The organism is Alteromonas sp. CI.11.F.A3 (genome assembly GCF_032925565.1).
In the GTDB taxonomy this organism is placed as follows: domain Bacteria; phylum Pseudomonadota; class Gammaproteobacteria; order Enterobacterales; family Alteromonadaceae; genus Alteromonas.
This window is the reverse complement of sequence record NZ_CP136708.1, coordinates 769,672-789,415: the sequence shown is the minus strand read 5'-3', so window position 1 is coordinate 789,415 and position 19,744 is coordinate 769,672. Positions and strand designations below refer to the sequence as shown.

Here is a 19,744-nt window from a genome sequence, read left to right as displayed (position 1 = left end):
TTACAACTGATGTGCCTGAGTCACCACGAAGGCTGTTTCTCCGCGTGTCACTTCATCAGTAGGATTGAAGTAAGCCACCAGCGTTGGCTCTAAATCAAATGGCCCCTGCTCTACTTCCACTTGCACCTGCATTAACCCCATGGCTAACGCTTGCTGCACATAGCCGCGCATTTCAGGCGCAATCAGTTCACTATCGGCAACAGGTACTGCTTGGTCAAATACAATGGCTACCAGCGTTTCAGCCGTATCGAAGGATTGTGCCGACGCTTCCAACCCTAACGCCTGTATTAAAGAATAGGCCATGGTTTCTTTAGTCACAGTATCAGCAGCGCCAAAATGCTCGCTACCACCGATAAGCATAAGAGGGCCCTCGCTGAAAGTAAGGTCGCTCAACACGCCCCCTTCTGACGTGACGGCGTTAACCGCTCCAGCAAACGCTGAATCTACATCAAAAAACATCGCAGTATTACCAACAATTGACTGGCGCACGCTATTACTAAGAGTAAGTACATCAGCGAATTCAACACGGGTAAGTGCATCGTCCGGCTTAAAACCATCAGTGGTGGCATCCATTAATTCATTGGCTATCACGTATTCAACGTACGACTGTGAAGGGTGACCTACAACATCGTCAATGCCCACATAACCTGAGGTTTCTAACAATCGAATATTCACGTCTGTAGTAGAGGGAATTCCCACTCCATTAGTTACGCCCAGTGGATCGACAGATATCCCACTCACGCTTCCAATACCGCTGCTATATAGTTTCCACTGCCCGGCCATACCAGGCGCTGCAATACCTACTGAAGAGCCCAAAAGCGGCAGACCAATACCTGAGCCATATCGGTTTCCTGCTGGATCTTCTAATACAAATGCAGTCGCCGTTTCAATGGTGGCGCTTGCCAATACCATAGACACGTCTGGCCCCACATCGAAGGTTTCTACCGGAGGCTCACCAACAGGAAGATACGTGGTTGGCAGAATAAAGCTTTCGCCTTCCGATACATTGGCAAAACCGTTAAATTTTCGGTCTAGCTTCAACGTATCACCATATACTTCAACGCCGTTAACAATCGCATTCACGGCGGCATAAGCATTCGCGTAACCCGCACCGACTTCCCATTCAGCCAAGCCCGCCATTGGTGTAGCAGTTTGTTGAATAATTGATTTCACCTCTTCCCACTGCAAACTAGGATCAGCTTCTAGCATTAATGCAACTATCCCAGATACGTGTGGCGCTGCCATTGAAGTACCACTTGATACAGTATAGAAAGGTAAATGGGCGGGCTCTATCATCGCAGCATCATCGGTAGCGCTTAGTGCGCCTAAACTCGATGTTGATGCTCTTGCAGAAATAACGTCTACACCAGGTGCTGTAATAGTAGGGCGGTCTTCCCATGTAAACACTTCACCATCGACAACGACTTGGCCTCCTTTCCCATCTACGCCTCGAGAACTAAAGTCGGCCAAATTGCCTTCCTTATCGCCTGCCGCTACTGTGATAACCCAAGGAGCCTTTTTAAAGTTACCGGTAATTGTCGACTCACCAGAGCCTGAATTCCCTGCTGAGAACACCGTAATAATGCCATTATCTGCCAATGCTTTCGTCGCGACATTTGTTGGATCATCTGGATTAAAATCAGTACCCACATCACCTGTATTACCAAACGAGTTAGAAATAACACGAATGTTGTAGTCGTACTGGTGAGTAAGGGCGTAATCGAAACCACCTAAGGTGTCTAATATGAATAGTGCAGCACCCGAACCGTAACCGATGATATCAGCGCCTGGCGCTACACCTGCATGTAAGCCACTGCTCTTTGCGCCATTACCACCAATGGTGCCAGCTACGTGAGTACCATGGCCACCGCCAATATCTGAGTTAGGCACATTTTCGATATAAGAGATGGGTAAGATACTACTAAAACTATTTAAATTAACTTGGGCGAGTACGTTTTGTATTACGTGATCCGGATAAGCGATATCAGAATGGGTGCCATCTACGCCCGAGTCGTTAACCACTACGCCAATGCCGCGGCCTGAGTAAGGGATGCCGTTATTACGCAAATCTCGGTCTGCTCGTAATGCTTGCACGCCTGTTATTTGGGTCGACTCGTGATTTTCTAGTACAAGTGGATCATTGTTCCACACTGATACTACGTCATCGCGACTGTACAATGCGTCAACTTGTGCTTTCGTGGCCATAATACCTACGATAGGCAGGTTCTTAAGGCTAACACCTGATGTAATACCCAGTACGTCAAGTGCGTCTAATTGATCTAATGAAAGGGGGCCATTTCCTTCAAACGTGACAATAACTTGCTGTAGCTCTGATGGCGCCGCTAGCAATTTGTCTGCAAGCGTTGTGTCGAAAGTTTTTGCGTTAACCATGCTTGCCGGTAAAGCGCACGCTACCGCAACGGCTAATAAGTTTTTCTTGTTTAAAATTTTCATAGTACACCTCGTTGTTTTACCCTTTGAGTATTTCGTAAGCGAGGCGCTGACACTATGGGGGGTTCCCCCTATAACCATAAGTATAATAAAATCAGCTAGCCAAACACTGAACTGGACATAAAAAAGCCCCCACAAAATGTGGGGGCTGCGGAGGCACCAACTTACGAGAAACAAGTAAATTGGCGGGAACAAATTGCTGCGCTTTAGGGCCATTTTTCGCCCAACGCTTTTATTATATTTTTCTTTTTCTGGCGAATAGCACCATTAATAATAGTGGAACAAACATATGCAAAGGTGGTTCACTGACCGATACTGCGCGATTTTGTAATGAGCTTCTTGTTAAACTGAACAGTTCGTTTGCGCATAAGGTATCCGTGTCAGTAAAAAAGCAGGTTTCTTCTGCTCCCATACCGCCTTGCCCTGTTGCCAATGTATAATTTCCATCGAAAAATGAGAAAACAAAGCCTTCATACCCACTACTGGAATCGTCTCCGAATATAAGGTCTTCCAAGTCTACAATTTCAATATCGCTAATATGATCTTCGTCAAGTAAGAAAGTATCGCCATCGAACTCGAAGTTAAAACCAAAGCTTTCCCACGTGTAGGCACTAAAATCTGACATGGTGTCATCAAACGTAATAGATCCCGTTACCGTAGCCTGTGATGTGCTAGAGGATAGCGTAAGCCGATTGAAGTCAAACGTGATTAGCGCTCCCCATGTCGGAGAGGCGATAGTAAGCGTGAGCAGCGTAATGAATATTTTCATAAGGTTTCCAACTTATAAATTTAGGGCTTATTTCAGTTGTTCTATTTCTACATTTTTTTGAGGAGATAAGTATTATTAGGCTTATCTCCTAATACTTAGTATCTAATCATCACTTAGCTCCAGCCATAGGGAGTTGCCCCTACTTTTAATCCATTATTTTAAGTTGGATAGCAACCTTACTTAGGCTGTATTTCTATAAGGAAGTACTTGTTTGGTGGGTGTCTTTGGCAGTACGTATGCCTAAAATAAAAAAACGGGGCAATGCCCCGTTTACGTTCTTCTAATATATGTGTCTACTTCATTATCATCGATTAACATTTGACTCATTCAGCGATTTGGCCAAATTGTAATTGCCTTGCGACAATGCAATATCAGCTACTGAGTTGCCTGCTAAGTCTTTATGTTGTGGGTTAGCGCCTTTTTCAATTAGCTCACTCACTAAAGACTGTCTGTCGAACAAGCTAGCAAACATTAATGCGGTTTGCCCCTGAGCGTTAGTTTCATCAATATTGCACTCGGCAAACATGAGCTTTCTAGCTACACTCAGATGTCCTTTGAAGATAGCCCCCATTAAAGCGGTATTACCTTTATTATCTTCTTGGCAGGCATTAATGCTGTCTTTACCAAGTAAATATGAAACCGCATCATTATGACCATGGTAAGCCGCTAAAATAAGCGCGGTATAACCTTTCTCATCAGCTACGTTCCCATCAAGACCCGCTTGATAAAAAGCTTGAAGCAATTCAACATTTCCCTCGCGGGCAGCGTCGAAATAGCGTGCTTTAAGGTCATCAACACTAGTTTGTGCATGACATAGGCTCACACTCAGCAGTAAAGTAAAAACCAATAGTGTGCGTTTAACGATGTGCATTGTGGATCTCCTATTGTTGACGTTGGTAATGATAGATATGAGTAGTTGATATTAAAAAAAGCCTACTAGGCAAATCAGGTTATTCAAACGAAGTCTTTGATAATTTTTGATAACTACAACTGCCCTACCTAAATAAGTAGGGCGAGTTCGTAGTTAGTGTTTCTTATTGCATAAGAGCAGTTAAGCTTTCCGCTACTTTCTTAGCTTTTGCAGCACGGGCTGCTTGCTCGTCAATTAGGGCTTTTGCTTCTGCACGTACTTGCGAGATAGAAACCTTGGCTAGCTTAGCAACGCCAGTACCATAGTCTTTATCAGCGTTGTACATGAAAGCACTGATGATGACGCGAATTTCTTCTTCAGGTACCGATGCCAATGCACCACCCATGTTGTTGATTAAGTTCTTACGACCTTGTTTATCAAGGTTACGGAAAAACTCACCCGCTTGTTTGAAGTTCTGTTCCTTGTAGAAAGGAATTTGCTGTGTCATACCTGCAAGCGGTTTGCTTGAGTAACGGTATGCTGGATCTTCATTCAAGTCTAAGCGACGGCTAGGCTGGTAGTTAACATCACGGTTAGTTGATGTAGTACGAAGCTGGCCATGTTGCTCGTGGTTGTTAATCTCAACATTTTTAGGTGCATTTACCGGAATACGGTAAGCGTTAACACCTAAACGGTAGCGCTGTGTATCAGCATAAGAGAACAGACGACCTTGTAGCATTCTGTCTTCTGAAGGCTCGATACCAGGAATTAGGTTACTTGGAGCAAATGCAGCTTGCTCAGTTTCTTCAAAGAAGTTGTCAGGTACACGGTTTAACACCATACGACCAATTTTGCGTGAAGAAACTAACTTCTCAGGCCAGATCTTTGTAGTATCTAACGGGTTGAAGTCGAAGTCGTCTAACTGCTCTGGCTCAAGTTCTTGCAAATACAAATCCCAAGAAGCGGTTTCGCCTTTCTCACCGATGCGAGTGTAAACGTCAGTCGTGTGTGGTTGGAAATCCATACCCTGTTGTTTCATTGCTTCTTCAGCAGTGAAGTTTTTAATAGGTTGATTCGCTTTCCACGTAAATTTCACGTACTTCACATTGCCTTCATCATCAACAAATTTGAAAGCGTGAACACCTGAACCATCCATATTTAGGTAGCTTGCAGGTGTACCATAGTCAGAGAACAACATAGTTAGTGTGTGAGTAGATTCTGGAACATGCGAGAAGAAGTCGAATACACGCTTAGCATCTTGCTTGTTCGTTACCGGAGACGGTTTAAATGCGTGAACCATATCTGGGAATTTAATTGCATCACGAATAAAGAACACAGGGAAGTTGTTGCCTACTAAATCCCAGTTTCCTTGTTCAGTGTAGAATTTAACGGCGAAACCACGAGGATCACGAAGCGTTTCAGGCGAAAGGTGACCGTGTACTACCGATGAAAAGCGAACGAATACTTCGGTTTTTTTACCTTCACCTTGAAAAGGCGCAGCTACCGTATCGTCAGATAAATCTTCGTAGTTTTCATAGTAACCATGAATACCAACACCACGGGCGTGAACCACACGCTCTGGAATACGCTCACGGTCAAATGCCGCTAGCTTTTCAATTAGGTGAGAGTCTTGTAAAAGCACAGGGCCCCATGGGCCAGCAGTTTGAGAGTTCTGGTTGTCTCCAACTGGTGCGCCATTTTGACGAGTAAGGGTATCTGCTTGAGCACTTAAGCCCATGCTTAACATGCCTACGGTTACACAACTTATAATACTACGGGTAAACGATCGCTTCATTTATGCTGCTCCTGAAATACGAGTTTTAGTGGTCGGGTTTTTCTGAGCGACACAAATTTGGTCGCCATAATAGTTATTTGCATAGTTGCAAACCGGATGGGTCGGTTTGCTAACAAATTTTTGTGGTGCAAGTTTTCTTAAAATAGTGCTCACAACAGCTCTCCTTGTTTGATGCGAGGATTATTACTGTTCTGCGAAAACTATTAAAACGACATAAACTGATTAACTTAATTGAATTTATAGATGTGACTAAAGAATAGAAAAATGATTGAGTTTTTCGATTGGTATTTTAGCCTTGCCGAGCTGGGGAGAAGTGGCGATTTACTTGGTCGTTAAACCAACAGGTAAATTTTAGTTTTATAGCAAGAAGTTAGTATCTTTGAACCCAATTTAGAGTGACAACCATGGCAGGGAAGAAAAGGATAGAAAGGGAAAAAGTAGAAAAGCAATGTACTTCACATAAACATGAAGCACATTACCAATAATAACTTACTTGAACATTGTGTTAGTTAAAGTGCCATCCAAGGGCCAGTGATCGCCAAGGTTTTACTGGGAGAGTACATATTCACAAACAACACACTGCCATCATTCGTGAAGCAAGCGCCGGCAAGCTCACTTTGCGCGTGAAGCTTGGCAACATTATAAATATCGCCCTCTGGCGTCACGCCTCTTAGATGATTATCTACCACTTCGGTGTACTGATCTTCACATACAATCAAATGACCATTAGGGCTTACTGTTAGATTATCGCCAAAGTTAAATAAGCTAGCGTCGTCACTTTCAACGAATAATTGCAATCTGCCACCTGAAGCTTCAGCGTTTGAAACAGAATCAGCTTCCGCGCCTTGCTGCTGAGAGCTTTGTGGCTGATAACGCATTATCTGACCTAATTGCTTAGCCCCACCATTGGTACAGCAAAAATAAAGCTCGCTGTTGCCCCAGTGCAGCCCTTCACCACGAGCAAACAGTGTTGCCCCTGCTTGGTAACCTTGCACGCGCAAATCATCGTTAGGGCTTTCTGGCGTATGTAAATCAACCCAATCTACATTTAACCATTCGCCCAGATTCATACGCGCCTTATCCCAATTACGAGAATCGAACTGAGGCACATCTTGTATACGCAACGCCTGTAACTTGCCGCCTCTATCCAGTTGCCCTTTAACATTAGGAATAAAGCGGTAAAACAAACTATCGCCTCTGTCTTCTGTTAAATAAACAATACCGGTTTCTGGGTCTACACAAGCCGCCTCATGGTTAAACCGCCCCATTTCTTTAAGCGGTTTTGCCGCAACTAACTCTTCGGCATCTGCGGGCACTTCAAAGATATAACCATGCTCTTTAGCAATAACACCGTTAGGTTTATCAACAGATTCTTCGCAAGTTAACCACGTACCCCAAGGTGTAATACCGCCAGCACAATTACGAATAGTGCCAACTAAGCTAACGAACTCTTTTTCAACAACCTTAGTATCAAGATTATAAACCAGCGTGGTAGTGCCCCCTGGTAGCGCAACACCGTTTTCAAATTTATCGTAAGCTAATTCAGTAGTATGAGATTGAATAGATTCCGGCTGAATAGATAAGTGAGCGGCCTGTAATTCATGATTACGTACTAAGGCAACCTTATTATTACCTAGCGCAAAGCACCCCATACCATCAGCACGATCTGGCACATGTAATCCATCACTCATGGCATCACCCAGTTCAGAGATAACTTGGTAACTAAAACCCTGAGGTAAATCGAGAAGTTTCTTAGGATCAGGCACAAGAGGCCCATAACCTTTGATTGTTGGCGTCAACATACCCGCATTCGCCTTACCCAGCGCACTTGATGCCAACCCAGCAAATGCCAAGGTACCCGCCCCTTTAAAAAACTGCCTTCTATTAATCATTTTTATCACTCTTTTGTACTGATACTTACGCACTTGATTTACGTGTACCTGATTAAACCAAATACTGCCTGCATCTATCATCACACACTATTGTTACACTATAACATTTATGTACTTTCCACTATGGCAAATACCTTTGTTTTTATGCAATACACCGCCCTTACTAAACCGGCGCGGTTAAATCAGAGCACTTGTAAGGGCCTATAAAATTTATAGTAAAGCACAGCAAATCTTACTTTTGTTAGTGAAAACACATGGCAATAGACCTAATGGTAAGGGATGGAATTAGACCGCGTTTATGATGGGTTATTAGTTACACTCACCTAAGTGAGGTCGGTGCGTGCGGTGCCCGCTTTAGAAGGAAGGGCTTTGTACGCCTCGGGAACTCTCTACAGCATGGATGCTGTAGCGAAGGCCCCATGGATGGGTTTACGCGCCACTACCTCATCGTGCAGGTCAGCGTTTATAGGAGAGGGAGTCGCCCCCATCAGAAACCTTCCACAGCATTGATGCTGTGGCAGAGACCCCATGGATGGGTTCACGCCGTGTTTTTGATGGAGGCAACTCCCGCTCAGCTTAGTGGCTGCGTACGATGGTACGCTATGGAAGGAAGGGCTTTGTGCGCCTCGGAAACTCTCTACAGCATGGATGCTGTAGCGAAGGCCCCATGGATGGGTTTACGCCGGGTTTCAGAGGCGCACAAAGCTCTTCCCTACGCCGCCAAATTCCGCGCACAAAAAAGGCGCTCTAATGAGCGCCTTTCTTTAATGCTTTTGGCTTGCTTAGATTAAAGAATCTTAGCTACAACACCAGCACCTACAGTACGGCCACCTTCACGGATAGCGAAGCGTAAACCTTCGTCCATCGCGATTGGTGCAATAAGTTCTACTACGAACTTAAGGTTGTCACCAGGCATTACCATCTCTACGCCTTCTGGAAGCTCTACAGCACCAGTTACGTCAGTTGTACGGAAGTAGAACTGTGGACGATAGCCTTTGAAGAATGGAGTATGACGACCACCTTCATCTTTGCTTAGTACGTATACTTCAGCTTCGAATTTAGTGTGTGGGTTGATTGAACCAGGCTTAGCTAGTACTTGACCACGTTCAACGTCTTCACGCTTAGTACCACGTAGAAGAACACCAACGTTCTCACCAGCGCGACCTTCGTCAAGAAGTTTACGGAACATTTCAACACCAGTACAAGTCGTCTTAGTCGTATCTTTGATACCAACGATTTCTACTTCTTCACCAACTTTAACAATACCTTGCTCTACACGACCAGTTACAACTGTACCACGGCCTGAGATTGAGAATACGTCTTCGATTGGAAGAATGAACGGCTTATCGATAGCACGCTCTGGCTCTGGGATATATGAATCAAGAGCTTCACCAAGTTCGATGATTTTCTTTTCCCATTCTGCATCGCCTTCAAGGGCTTTAAGTGCAGAACCTTGGATAACTGGAAGGTCATCGCCTGGGAATTCATATTCGCTAAGAAGTTCACGAACTTCCATTTCTACTAGCTCTAGAAGCTCTTCATCATCAACCATGTCACATTTGTTCATGAATACGATGATGTAAGGAACGCCAACCTGACGACCAAGTAGGATGTGCTCACGAGTCTGAGGCATAGGGCCATCAGTCGCAGCTACTACTAGGATCGCGCCGTCCATTTGAGCAGCACCGGTGATCATGTTTTTAACGTAATCAGCGTGTCCTGGGCAATCTACGTGAGCGTAGTGACGAGTAGGAGTGTCATACTCTACGTGAGATGTAGAGATGGTAATACCACGAGCTTTTTCTTCAGGCGCGTTATCGATTTGATCGAAAGCCTGAGCTGAACCACCGTATGTCTTAGAAAGAACAGTAGTGATTGCCGCAGTTAGAGTAGTTTTTCCGTGGTCAACGTGGCCAATAGTACCAACGTTTACATGGGGTTTCGTACGTTCAAACTTTTCTTTTGCCATTTCTATTATCCCAGCAAAGTTACTTTAAAAATTTATGAAATTCTATAAACATGAGCTGGGGAGAAACTGGTGCTGATAGGCAGATTTGAACTGCCGACCTCACCCTTACCAAGGGTGCGCTCTACCAACTGAGCTATATCAGCACTGATTTGGAGCGAGCAGTGGGAATCGAACCCACATCATCAGCTTGGAAGGCTGAGGTAATAGCCATTATACGATGCTCGCAAATCCTAATTCTCTGGCCACCTCATAAAAAAGTGGTGGAGGGGGCAGGATTCGAACCTGCGAAGGCTGAGCCGTCAGATTTACAGTCTGATCCCGTTGACCGCTTGGGTACCCCTCCAGATTGATGGTGCCGACTGCCGGAGTCGAACTGGCGACCTACTGATTACAAGTCAGTTGCTCTACCAACTGAGCTAAGTCGGCACTACATCAAGTGGGTGCGCATTCTAGAGTAATGAATTACTCAGTGCAAGTGTTGTTTTGAAAAATTTTACTTTTTCTTATTTGACCGATAAAAACTTATCAATCAAACCAGTTACGTAAGAAGCTCGCTTCTTGCGTAGCGGGCCAAACCTTGCACCACCAAATGAGCGGGACGAATCCTAACATCGCTTTCAAGGAATGCAAACATTTTTTTGTCTCCACCCCCTAAAATTATATCAAAATCGGTTTGTTTGCTGGATAAGTAATCAATAGCGCTCAAATAAACACCATAAACTGCTGCATAGCACCCTGTTGCAACACATTCTTCGGTATCGTTACCTACCGTGAGAGTGGTCGGAATTTGGTCATTTACATACACTTTCTTGGTGGAATTAAGTAATGCTTGCTTCATTACTTGAAAGCCTGGGGTGATCCAACCGCCTAAATGTTGACCACCCACGACAAAATCAACCGTAATTGCCGTACCCACATCCATCACAAAAAATGCTTTTTGTGATTTTTCTGCCGCACAAACCATAGCAAGCCATCGATCGACCCCCATTTTTTTTTCGTTTTCGTAACTATTTTTTATACCGAAGGCTTCTCGCTCGGTATTTTTTTCTACAACAGCGATATTTCTTTGCTCGCAGGCGGTGAAAATCTGTTCGACAGCATCAGCTTTTCGTACTGAGGCTAAATATAAATGGGAAATATTTTGTTGTTTATCGATAAAAGAAAGTAAATCAGATAAATTTTCTGTGGCGGTTGGCTCATTTTCGGCATTAGATAACAAACAATATTTAAATCGCGTATTACCGACGTCTACTAAAACCACATTTTTATCGGTTACCACGTAAGCTTACCTCTCCACCGTGGAATCGAGTGATACCATCTTGGGTTTCTACCAACAACGCACCGCTAGCATCTACACCTCTATCAATACCAGAAAAACGCTTTTCGCCCATTTGCAGTACAATTCTTTTATCTGCATATAAGTCTAGGGCTTCCCAATGAGGCGCGAACGGGCCAAAACCTTGTTGGGTGAACTTAGGTAACAACGCCCAAAGGGATTTTATTATGGCTGCAGCCAAACTATTTCTATCAGGGGTGTGACCTAAATAAGACGTTAAGTCACTATGGGGTTGCCCAACATCATATTGGCTATCAGGAACACACACATTTAAACCTATTCCTATGACAGAATGCGCAGTAGCACCAATTTGCCCTTCTACCTCTATAAGAATACCAGCCAGTTTCTTACCTTGAAGGTAAATATCGTTAGGCCATTTCAGCTCGGCATCATCTACACCAAAGTCTTTTAGAGCCTCACATACTGCTAAACCAACCATTAACGACAAACCGGCCATGCTTTGGTAACCATCGGGAAAAGACCAATACATAGAAAACGTTAAGCTACCGCCAATTGGCGCTAACCAGGTTCTACCATGACGACCACGACCCGCCGTTTGGATTTCAGCAAATATCGCATCACCATCGGCTAATTCGTGACGTGCATTGGCAATGCGCTTTTTCATTTCTGTATTAGTAGAAGGTAACACCGACTCAACATCTATCATGGCGCGCTTAGTGTTACCTAAGTGCTTCTTAATACTCTCTGCATTTAACAAAGCAAAACCTCGTTCTAAACGGTAACCCTTACCTTTAACTTTAAAAACATCTAATCCCCAGTCAGAAAGCTGAGAAATATGGCCAGCAACAGCGGTCCGGGAAAGGCCAACTTGTTGCGCTATAGTTTCACCTGAATGAAAGTGCCCATCTGATAAGAGGGCCAATATATGTTTTCTTACTGATTTCGATGCCTGTCTCATAAGCCAATGAGCCCTTCCTTACCTACCAAGCGCACTTCTGGTTCAAGCAGTACTTTAAATTCACTTTCTACCGCATGCATAATCTGTTTAGCCAGGGCAACTAAGTCACTGCCCTGTGCGTGTCCAATATTAGTTAATACTAGCGGCTGTGTAGGATGACACCTAACGTCATTAAGCGTCTTTCCTTTAAAGCCAGTCTTATCGATAAGCCACGCAGCTGGCACCTTTACCTGATTTTCTGACACCGGATAACTGGGTATATCGAAGTGGACACGTTTTAGTTCTTCAAAATGCGTTAATGCAATAACTGGGTTCTTAAAGAAACTGCCTGCATTTCCAAGCTGCTTAGGATCAGGCAGCTTCGCTTTTCGCACTTCTATTACCTTATTGAATATATCTAATGCAGTAGGGCTATCCATTACCGCTAACTCACCATAACTCGCCACAACGTCGTATTCTTTTGGAAGTGTAAAATTCACTTTGGTGATAAGTGCTTTACCGTACAAGGCGTGTTTAAAAATACTATCGCGGTAGCCAAACTGGCAATCAGCACCTTTAATTAGAAAGGGTTCTTTTGTTTCAAGTAGTATCGCTTCAATAGAATCTATGAAGGCATGTATCTCTACCCCGTAAGCCCCAATATTTTGAATGGGGGATGCACCTACTGAACCAGGGATTAGCGCTAAATTTTCCAGCCCAAACCATTCATTTTGCATACACAGCGACACAAACTCGTGCCAATCTTCACCCGCCCCAACACTGATATGATGATGTGACTCGGTATCGTAATGGCTAATGCCTTTAATTTTATTAACTAATACCACACCGTCGAAGTCATTTAGAAATACAGAGTTGCTACCACCACCCAAAATATAGGTATTAACGTCGGGCGTGTAGGCGTTTAGAAATGAATCTACAGAGTCGAATTCAACGATAGTTGCGCAATTCGATGCTAGAGAAAAGGTGTGGTACTGCTGTAATGAGGGCATAGCACTTTTTAGAAGAATGATAATGCGCTAATGGTAGGTGAAGCTGATGTTAATTAAAAGCGGTTTAGAGGCTATTGCATAATAGGGCTAAGGGTGGTCGTGTAATTTTATCTCTAACCGGCACATGTTATTTAAATTTATAAAGACCAGTTGCACTAATACTCAAATAGGAAAGTTTAAATATACCAGTTATCAGTACCTTTAATTGTTACGGAACGATATGAATAAATTTCACTCATCAATGACCTTTTGACTCTCTACTTACTAAATCAAAATAAGATATCGTTTATGATCATGGCCTTAGTGAGTGGCATGTATTATGTATCTATCTCATATAGATAAATGTCTTCTACGAAACAGGTCTTTACGGAATATATGGTTCCAAATAATGCGCTTTCTACTTTTATTATTAGGCGCGCTAAATTAAATGGAGTTTTCTATGAAAAAGCTTTCACTTACAATATTGGTTAGTACCTTAATTTCTGGCGCGGCGATAGCGAGTGATCAAACCGCAAAATTCGACGCTAGCTTTTCCTCTCTGGATAGTGATGGAAATGAGTTATTAGCCTCCCAAGAATTAGATGGGACATCTTTAGCTGCTTATATCAATGATATAGATATTAATGGCGACTCATCTATTAACCTCTCTGAATTCAATGAATACGCAAAAGCTAATCCAGATAAATTTTCTGAAGATGTGATTGCTTCGGTTAATAAGAACAGTGTAGAAGATGCTGTTAGTGAACAAAAAGTAGCGACTGCTGAAAATAGCGATATGGTATCTGCGGTTATCGCGAACTTTGAAAAGGCTGATACGAATAAGGACGGAACCCTATCTTCAACCGAAGTTTCAACAGCCAATATGGATGGTAATTTCTCTGAAATGGATACCGATGGTAATGACGCGCTCAGCAAAGTTGAGCTTGAGAATTATTTAAAGCAAAAAGCTTCTCGCTAGGTATCTTAAAAGAAAGTAAACGCTACTCATTCACTTCCTTTTTTGGAATGAGCGCGCAAGGAGGACCTGCAGTACACGCAGTTTTTACTACAGACTACCCGCTAAGTATCACTTTCCTATAGGCATAAAAAAAGGGCTATCCGTTAGGATAGCCCTTTCTTCGAATGGGACCTGGCAGTGTGCTACTCTCACATGGGGAAACCCCACACTACCATCGCCGCTAATACGTTTCACTTCTGAGTTCGGAATGGGATCAGGTGGTACCGTATCGCTATGGCTGCCAGGAAAAACTGGTTGCAAACTTTCGTTCGCGTAATACCGACTTATTCAGTCCATATTACGTTAATAATTAACAATTTAGGAATTCTGATATTCACGTAATCAATCTTTGAGCACTGAGTATTACTACTCTATTTGCTTTAATTAGCTTGTACACAACACCGAAGTTCTTCATATCGCACTTCTTTAGCGAGTAAGAAAATGGTCAGTCGAGTTTCTCGACGTTTAAGCCATTTTCTACGACTAAGCGTAGCGCCATAAAAAGCCTCTTGGGCGTTGTATGGTTAAGCCTCTCGGGCAATTAGTACAGGTTAGCTTAACGCCTTACAACGCTTCCACATCCTGCCTATCAACGTCATCGTCTATAACAACCCTTCCGGACTTTAAAAGTCAGGGATGACTCATCTTTGGGCCGGCTTCCCGCTTAGATGCTTTCAGCGGTTATCCGTTCCGAACGTAGCTACCGGGCAATGCCATTGGCATGACAACCCGAACACCAGCGGTTCGTCCACTCCGGTCCTCTCGTACTAGGAGCAGCTCCCATCAATCATCCAACGCCCACACCAGATAGGGACCGAACTGTCTCACGACGTTCTAAACCCAGCTCGCGTACCACTTTAAATGGCGAACAGCCATACCCTTGGGACCGACTTCAGCCCCAGGATGTGATGAGCCGACATCGAGGTGCCAAACACCGCCGTCGATATGAACTCTTGGGCGGTATCAGCCTGTTATCCCCGGAGTACCTTTTATCCGTTGAGCGATGGCCCTTCCATACAGAACCACCGGATCACTATGACCTACTTTCGTACCTGCTCGACGTGTCTGTCTCGCAGTTAAGCTAGCTTATGCCATTGCACTAACCTCACGATGTCCGACCGTGATTAGCTAACCTTCGTGCTCCTCCGTTACTATTTGGGAGGAGACCGCCCCAGTCAAACTACCCACCAGACACTGTCCATAATCCCGATAAGGGACCAATGTTAGAACATCAAACATACAAGGGTGGTATTTCAAGGACGGCTCCACACAATCTAGCGACTGTGCTTCGAAGCCTCCCACCTATCCTACACATGTAGGTTCAATGTTCAGTGCCAAGCTGTAGTAAAGGTTCACGGGGTCTTTCCGTCTAGGTGCGGGTACACAGCATCTTCACTGCGATTTCAATTTCACTGAGTCTCGGGTGGAGACAGCGTGGCCATGGTTACACCATTCGTGCAGGTCGGAACTTACCCGACAAGGAATTTCGCTACCTTAGGACCGTTATAGTTACGGCCGCCGTTTACCGGGGCTTCGATCAAGAGCTTCTCCGAAGATAACCCCATCAATTAACCTTCCGGCACCGGGCAGGTGTCACACCCTATACGTCCTCTTGCGAGTTAGCAGAGTGCTGTGTTTTTAATAAACAGTCCCAGCCACCTGGTCACTGCGGCCCTCATCTGCTCAAGGAGCAAGTCCTATCACAAACAAGGGCGTACCTTCTCCCGAAGTTACGGTACAATTTTGCCGAGTTCCTTCACCCGAGTTCTCTCAAGCGCCTTAGTATTCTCTACCTGACCACCTGTGTCGGTTTGGGGTACGGTTCATATAATCATAAGTTTAGAAGCTTTTCCTGGAAGCAGGGCATCAACAACTTCACTACCGTAGTAGCTCGTCTCGCATCTCAGCTTTAAGAATCCGGATTTACCTAAATTCTCGGCCTACTTGCTTTCACTTGGACAACCAACGCCAAGCTTGCTTAGCCTTCTCCGTCCCTCCATCACTGATTATATAAGTACGGAAATATTAATCCGTTTCCCATCGACTACGCATTTCTGCCTCGCCTTAGGGGCCGACTTACCCTGCCCTGATTAGCATGGGACAGGAAACCTTGGTCTTCCGGCGTGGGAGTTTTTCACTCCCATTATCGTTACTCATGTCAGCATTCGCACTTGTGATATGTCCAGCAGACTTCTCAATCCACCTTCATCCACTTACACAACGCTCCCCTACCATACGTGTAAACACGTATCCGCAGCTTCGGTATATTGCTTAGCCCCGTTACATCTTCCGCGCAGGCCGACTCGACTAGTGAGCTATTACGCTTTCTTTAAAGGGTGGCTGCTTCTAAGCCAACCTCCTAGCTGTCTATGCCTTCCCACATCGTTTCCCACTTAGCAATATTTTGGGACCTTAGCTGGCGGTCTGGGTTGTTTCCCTCTTCACGACGGACGTTAGCACCCGCCGTGTGTCTCCCGGATAGTTCTCATTGGTATTCGGAGTTTGCAAAGGGTTGGTAAGTCGGGATGACCCCCTAGCCTTAACAGTGCTCTACCCCCAATGGAATTCGTCCGAGGCTCTACCTAAATAGATTTCGGGGAGAACCAGCTATCTCCCGGTTTGATTGGCCTTTCACCCCCAGCCACAAGTCATCCCCTAACTTTTCAACGTTAGTGGGTTCGGTCCTCCAGTTGATGTTACTCAACCTTCAACCTGCCCATGGCTAGATCACCGGGTTTCGGGTCTATACCTAGCAACTAAACGCGCAGTTAACACTCGCTTTCGCTACGGCTCCGCTATTCGCTTAACCTTGCTACTAAATATAAGTCGCTGACCCATTATACAAAAGGTACGCAGTCACAGAACAAGTCTGCTCCCACTGCTTGTACGTATACGGTTTCAGGTTCTATTTCACTCCCCTCACAGGGGTTCTTTTCGCCTTTCCCTCACGGTACTGGTTCACTATCGGTCAGTTAGGAGTATTTAGCCTTGGAGGATGGTCCCCCCATATTCAGTCAAGATAACACGTGTCCCGACCTACTCGATTTCACAAAAACAAACACTTCGTGTACAGGGCTATCACCTTGTATCGCGCCACTTCCCAGAGGCTTCCACTACGTTCATAATTGCTTAAGGGCTAATCCCCGTTCGCTCGCCGCTACTAGGGGAATCTCGGTTGATTTCTTTTCCTAAGGGTACTTAGATGTTTCAGTTCCCCTCGTTCGCCTCGTTACACTATATATTCATGTAACGATACCTATAAATAGGTGGGTTTCCCCATTCGGACATCTGTGGCTCAAATGCATTTTGTCGGCTCACCACAGCTTTTCGCAGACTTACACGTCCTTCATCGCCTCTAACTGCCAAGGCATCCACCGTATACGCTTAGTCACTTAACCATACAACCCCAAAAGACCTTGCGATCATACTCGCCTTTTGAATCCGAGTATGGGTAGTGTTGTATGCATGACAAGCTAATCGTGAAATTGCCTTGCTATCAAATAAAGATTGATAACAAGCAATTCAAGTCAAGTAGAGTAGTAAGTACGTCTTTCGACTTCTCAATTACTCAAATTTTGATTGATTTACTAATTAAATATCAGCTTTCCAAATTGTTAAAGAACATTCGCGGTAATAAATACCACTTTTAAATACACTTATCTAAATGCACTTAAAAGTGGTGGAGCTAAGCAGGATCGAACTGCTGACCTCCTGCGTGCAAGGCAGGCGCTCTCCCAGCTGAGCTATAGCCCCAAATATCAAACTAGTTAACTGAGATTTAACTAGTGGCATTTCTTTTTTACACATAAAAAATAAGCCCTATACTAATAGCATATAAGCAGTAATTTTTTACGATAATATAAGAAATGGTAGGCTTGGGCAGACTTGAACTGCCGACCTCACCCTTATCAGGGGTGCGCTCTAACCAGCTGAGCTACAAGCCTATGCTTGGTCTTTGTCGCTCAACTGCCTCGCTACGAAACAAGTTCAGATATAATCAATGATCATTATCTTAAACAAATTTCTGGCGGCGTTGCCTGACCGACAAATCCGCTGCGTAATAGTGTTTGTATTACATTTAGCGTTCTTCATTTAATAACAAAACAATCTGTGTAGGCACTACACTAACAATGTCACCATCGACATTTTGGTAAGGAGGTGATCCAACCCCAGGTTCCCCTAGGGTTACCTTGTTACGACTTCACCCCAGTCATGAAACACAAAGTGGTAATCGTTCTCCCGAAGGTTAAACTAACTACTTCTTTTGCATCCCACTCCCATGGTGTGACGGGCGGTGTGTACAAGGCCCGGGAACGTATTCACCGCAGTATTCTGACCTGCGATTACTAGCGATTCCGACTTCATGGAGTCGAGTTGCAGACTCCAATCCGGACTACGACATACTTTAAGGGGTCCGCTCCACATCACTGTCTCGCATCCCTCTGTATATGCCATTGTAGCACGTGTGTAGCCCTACACGTAAGGGCCATGATGACTTGACGTCGTCCCCACCTTCCTCCGGTTTGTCACCGGCAGTCTCCTTAGAGTGCCCAACTAAATGCTGGCAACTAAGGACAAGGGTTGCGCTCGTTGCGGGACTTAACCCAACATCTCACGACACGAGCTGACGACAGCCATGCAGCACCTGTGTTTGAGTTCCCGAAGGCACGAAACTATCTCTAGTAACTTCTCAACATGTCAAGTGTAGGTAAGGTTCTTCGCGTTGCATCGAATTAAACCACATGCTCCACCGCTTGTGCGGGCCCCCGTCAATTCATTTGAGTTTTAACCTTGCGGCCGTACTCCCCAGGCGGTCTACTTATCGCGTTAGCTTCGCTACTCACGACTTAAAGTCACAAACAGCTAGTAGACAGCGTTTACGGTGTGGACTACCAGGGTATCTAATCCTGTTCGCTACCCACACTTTCGCACATGAGCGTCAGTCTTTGGCCAGGGAGTCGCCTTCGCCACTGATGTTCCTCCAGATATCTACGCATTTCACCGCTACACCTGGAATTCCACTCCCCTCTCCAAGACTCTAGTCTGCCAGTTCTAAATGACCGTCCCAGGTTGAGCCCGGGGCTTTCACATCTAGCTTAACAAACCGCCTGCGTGCGCTTTACGCCCAGTAATTCCGATTAACGCTCGCACCCTCCGTATTACCGCGGCTGCTGGCACGGAGTTAGCCGGTGCTTCTTCTGTTGTTAACGTCACGGCTAGCAGGTATTAACTACTAACTTTTCCTCACAACTGAAAGTGCTTTACAACCCGAAGGCCTTCTTCACACACGCGGCATGGCTGCATCAGGGTTTCCCCCATTGTGCAATATTCCCCACTGCTGCCTCCCGTAGGAGTCTGGGCCGTGTCTCAGTCCCAGTGTGGCTGATCTTCCTCTCAGAACAGCTAGAGATCGTTGCCTTGGTGAGCCTTTACCTCACCAACTAGCTAATCTCACTTGGGCCTCTCTTTGCGCCGGAGCCGAAGCCCCGTTTGGTCCGTAGACATTATGCGGTATTAGCAGTCGTTTCCAACTGTTATCCCCCTCGCAAAGGCAAGTTCCCAAGCATTACTCACCCGTCCGCCACTCGACATCATCTAGCAAGCTAGACATGTTTCCGTTCGACTTGCATGTGTTAGGCCTGCCGCCAGCGTTCAATCTGAGCCATGATCAAACTCTTCAATTAAATATATCGAATATGAATCGTCGTTGTGTGACACTCTTAATGAGTGCCCACACAGATTGTCTTGTTATAAATTGTTAAAGAACGTTGCGACTT

General features: G+C 44.9%; 11 protein-coding genes, 6 tRNA genes and 3 rRNA genes. 1 reads left to right on the top strand and 19 read right to left on the bottom strand.

Features of this window, described 5'->3' with window-relative positions:
- The 14 genes from R1T43_RS03465 to murB all read right to left on the bottom strand — a co-directional run bounded on the left by R1T43_RS03465 (window position 1) and on the right by murB (window position 12,970).
- Window positions 1-2,454, bottom strand: coding sequence for a S8 family serine peptidase (locus tag R1T43_RS03465; protein WP_317352890.1), 2,454 nt, complete (start codon window positions 2,452-2,454; stop codon window positions 1-3).
- A gap of 232 nt (window positions 2,455-2,686) precedes the next feature.
- Window positions 2,687-3,220 (bottom strand): hypothetical protein, encoded by a 534-nt coding sequence (locus R1T43_RS03460; protein ID WP_317352888.1) that lies wholly within the window; start codon window positions 3,218-3,220, stop codon window positions 2,687-2,689.
- Between the two features lie 304 nt (window positions 3,221-3,524).
- Window positions 3,525-4,091, bottom strand: coding sequence for an ankyrin repeat domain-containing protein (locus R1T43_RS03455; protein WP_317352885.1), 567 nt, complete (start codon window positions 4,089-4,091; stop codon window positions 3,525-3,527).
- Window positions 4,092-4,254: 163 nt separating this feature from the next.
- A complete protein-coding gene (locus R1T43_RS03450) occupies window positions 4,255-5,817 on the bottom strand; it encodes a catalase (protein WP_317355650.1) in 1,563 nt (520 codons plus the stop codon).
- 48 nt (window positions 5,818-5,865) lie between these two features.
- The gene (locus R1T43_RS03445) at window positions 5,866-6,018 is read right to left on the bottom strand and encodes a hypothetical protein (protein WP_211071734.1); all 153 of its coding nucleotides are present in this window, start codon (window positions 6,016-6,018) and stop codon (window positions 5,866-5,868) included.
- 356 nt (window positions 6,019-6,374) lie between these two features.
- A complete protein-coding gene (locus tag R1T43_RS03440) occupies window positions 6,375-7,757 on the bottom strand; it encodes an alkaline phosphatase PhoX (protein WP_317352880.1) in 1,383 nt (460 codons plus the stop codon).
- A gap of 787 nt (window positions 7,758-8,544) precedes the next feature.
- A complete protein-coding gene (gene tuf, locus R1T43_RS03435) occupies window positions 8,545-9,726 on the bottom strand; it encodes an elongation factor Tu (RefSeq protein WP_013782545.1) in 1,182 nt (393 codons plus the stop codon).
- A 67-nt stretch (window positions 9,727-9,793) separates the two neighbouring features.
- Window positions 9,794-9,869 (bottom strand) — tRNA-Thr (locus tag R1T43_RS03430).
- A gap of 7 nt (window positions 9,870-9,876) precedes the next feature.
- Window positions 9,877-9,951: transfer RNA gene (locus tag R1T43_RS03425), tRNA-Gly, on the bottom strand.
- A 33-nt stretch (window positions 9,952-9,984) separates the two neighbouring features.
- Window positions 9,985-10,069, bottom strand: a tRNA-Tyr gene (locus R1T43_RS03420).
- Between the two features lie 7 nt (window positions 10,070-10,076).
- A tRNA-Thr gene (locus tag R1T43_RS03415) sits at window positions 10,077-10,152 on the bottom strand.
- A 112-nt stretch (window positions 10,153-10,264) separates the two neighbouring features.
- Window positions 10,265-11,005: a type III pantothenate kinase gene (locus R1T43_RS03410; RefSeq protein WP_317352878.1), complete on the bottom strand. Its 741-nt coding sequence runs from the start codon at window positions 11,003-11,005 to the stop codon at window positions 10,265-10,267.
- Complete coding sequence (gene birA / locus R1T43_RS03405; protein ID WP_057789228.1) at window positions 10,992-11,981, bottom strand: bifunctional biotin--[acetyl-CoA-carboxylase] ligase/biotin operon repressor BirA; 990 nt, start codon at window positions 11,979-11,981, stop codon at window positions 10,992-10,994. Before birA ends, R1T43_RS03410 begins: the two co-directional genes overlap by 14 nt.
- A complete protein-coding gene (gene murB / locus R1T43_RS03400; RefSeq protein ID WP_317352873.1) occupies window positions 11,978-12,970 on the bottom strand; it encodes a UDP-N-acetylmuramate dehydrogenase in 993 nt (330 codons plus the stop codon). Before murB ends, birA begins: the two co-directional genes overlap by 4 nt.
- Before the next feature lie 439 nt (window positions 12,971-13,409).
- Between murB and R1T43_RS03395 the strand changes: the two genes are divergently transcribed.
- A complete protein-coding gene (locus R1T43_RS03395; protein ID WP_317352871.1) occupies window positions 13,410-13,928 on the top strand; it encodes a hypothetical protein in 519 nt (172 codons plus the stop codon).
- 169 nt (window positions 13,929-14,097) lie between these two features.
- On the opposite strand, the gene rrf is transcribed toward R1T43_RS03395, so the two are convergent.
- The 5 genes from rrf to R1T43_RS03370 form a co-directional block, all read right to left on the bottom strand.
- A 5S ribosomal RNA gene (gene rrf / locus R1T43_RS03390) occupies window positions 14,098-14,213 on the bottom strand.
- A 274-nt stretch (window positions 14,214-14,487) separates the two neighbouring features.
- Window positions 14,488-17,365, bottom strand: a 23S ribosomal RNA gene (locus R1T43_RS03385).
- A 279-nt stretch (window positions 17,366-17,644) separates the two neighbouring features.
- Window positions 17,645-17,720: transfer RNA gene (locus R1T43_RS03380), tRNA-Ala, on the bottom strand.
- A 114-nt stretch (window positions 17,721-17,834) separates the two neighbouring features.
- Window positions 17,835-17,911 (bottom strand) — tRNA-Ile (locus R1T43_RS03375).
- A 207-nt stretch (window positions 17,912-18,118) separates the two neighbouring features.
- Window positions 18,119-19,651, bottom strand: a 16S ribosomal RNA gene (locus R1T43_RS03370).
- Together the 16S, 23S and 5S rRNA genes with 2 tRNA genes alongside form the textbook arrangement of a ribosomal RNA operon.
- Window positions 19,652-19,744 lie beyond the last annotated feature (93 nt).

What these genes read in the sequence shown, in the direction of transcription:
- R1T43_RS03465 (WP_317352890.1), bottom strand. Translation starts at nt 2,454, where the DNA reads ATGAAAATTTTAAACAAGAAAAACTTATTAGCCGTTGCGGTAGCGTGC.
- birA (WP_057789228.1), bottom strand. Translation starts at nt 11,981, where the DNA reads ATGAGACAGGCATCGAAATCAGTAAGAAAACATATATTGGCCCTCTTA.
- tuf (WP_013782545.1), bottom strand. Translation starts at nt 9,726, where the DNA reads ATGGCAAAAGAAAAGTTTGAACGTACGAAACCCCATGTAAACGTTGGT.
- murB (WP_317352873.1), bottom strand. Translation starts at nt 12,970, where the DNA reads ATGCCCTCATTACAGCAGTACCACACCTTTTCTCTAGCATCGAATTGC.
- R1T43_RS03440 (WP_317352880.1), bottom strand. Translation starts at nt 7,757, where the DNA reads ATGATTAATAGAAGGCAGTTTTTTAAAGGGGCGGGTACCTTGGCATTT.
- R1T43_RS03395 (WP_317352871.1), top strand. Translation starts at nt 13,410, where the DNA reads ATGAAAAAGCTTTCACTTACAATATTGGTTAGTACCTTAATTTCTGGC.
- R1T43_RS03450 (WP_317355650.1), bottom strand. Translation starts at nt 5,817, where the DNA reads ATGTTAAGCATGGGCTTAAGTGCTCAAGCAGATACCCTTACTCGTCAA.
- R1T43_RS03460 (WP_317352888.1), bottom strand. Translation starts at nt 3,220, where the DNA reads ATGAAAATATTCATTACGCTGCTCACGCTTACTATCGCCTCTCCGACA.
- R1T43_RS03455 (WP_317352885.1), bottom strand. Translation starts at nt 4,091, where the DNA reads ATGCACATCGTTAAACGCACACTATTGGTTTTTACTTTACTGCTGAGT.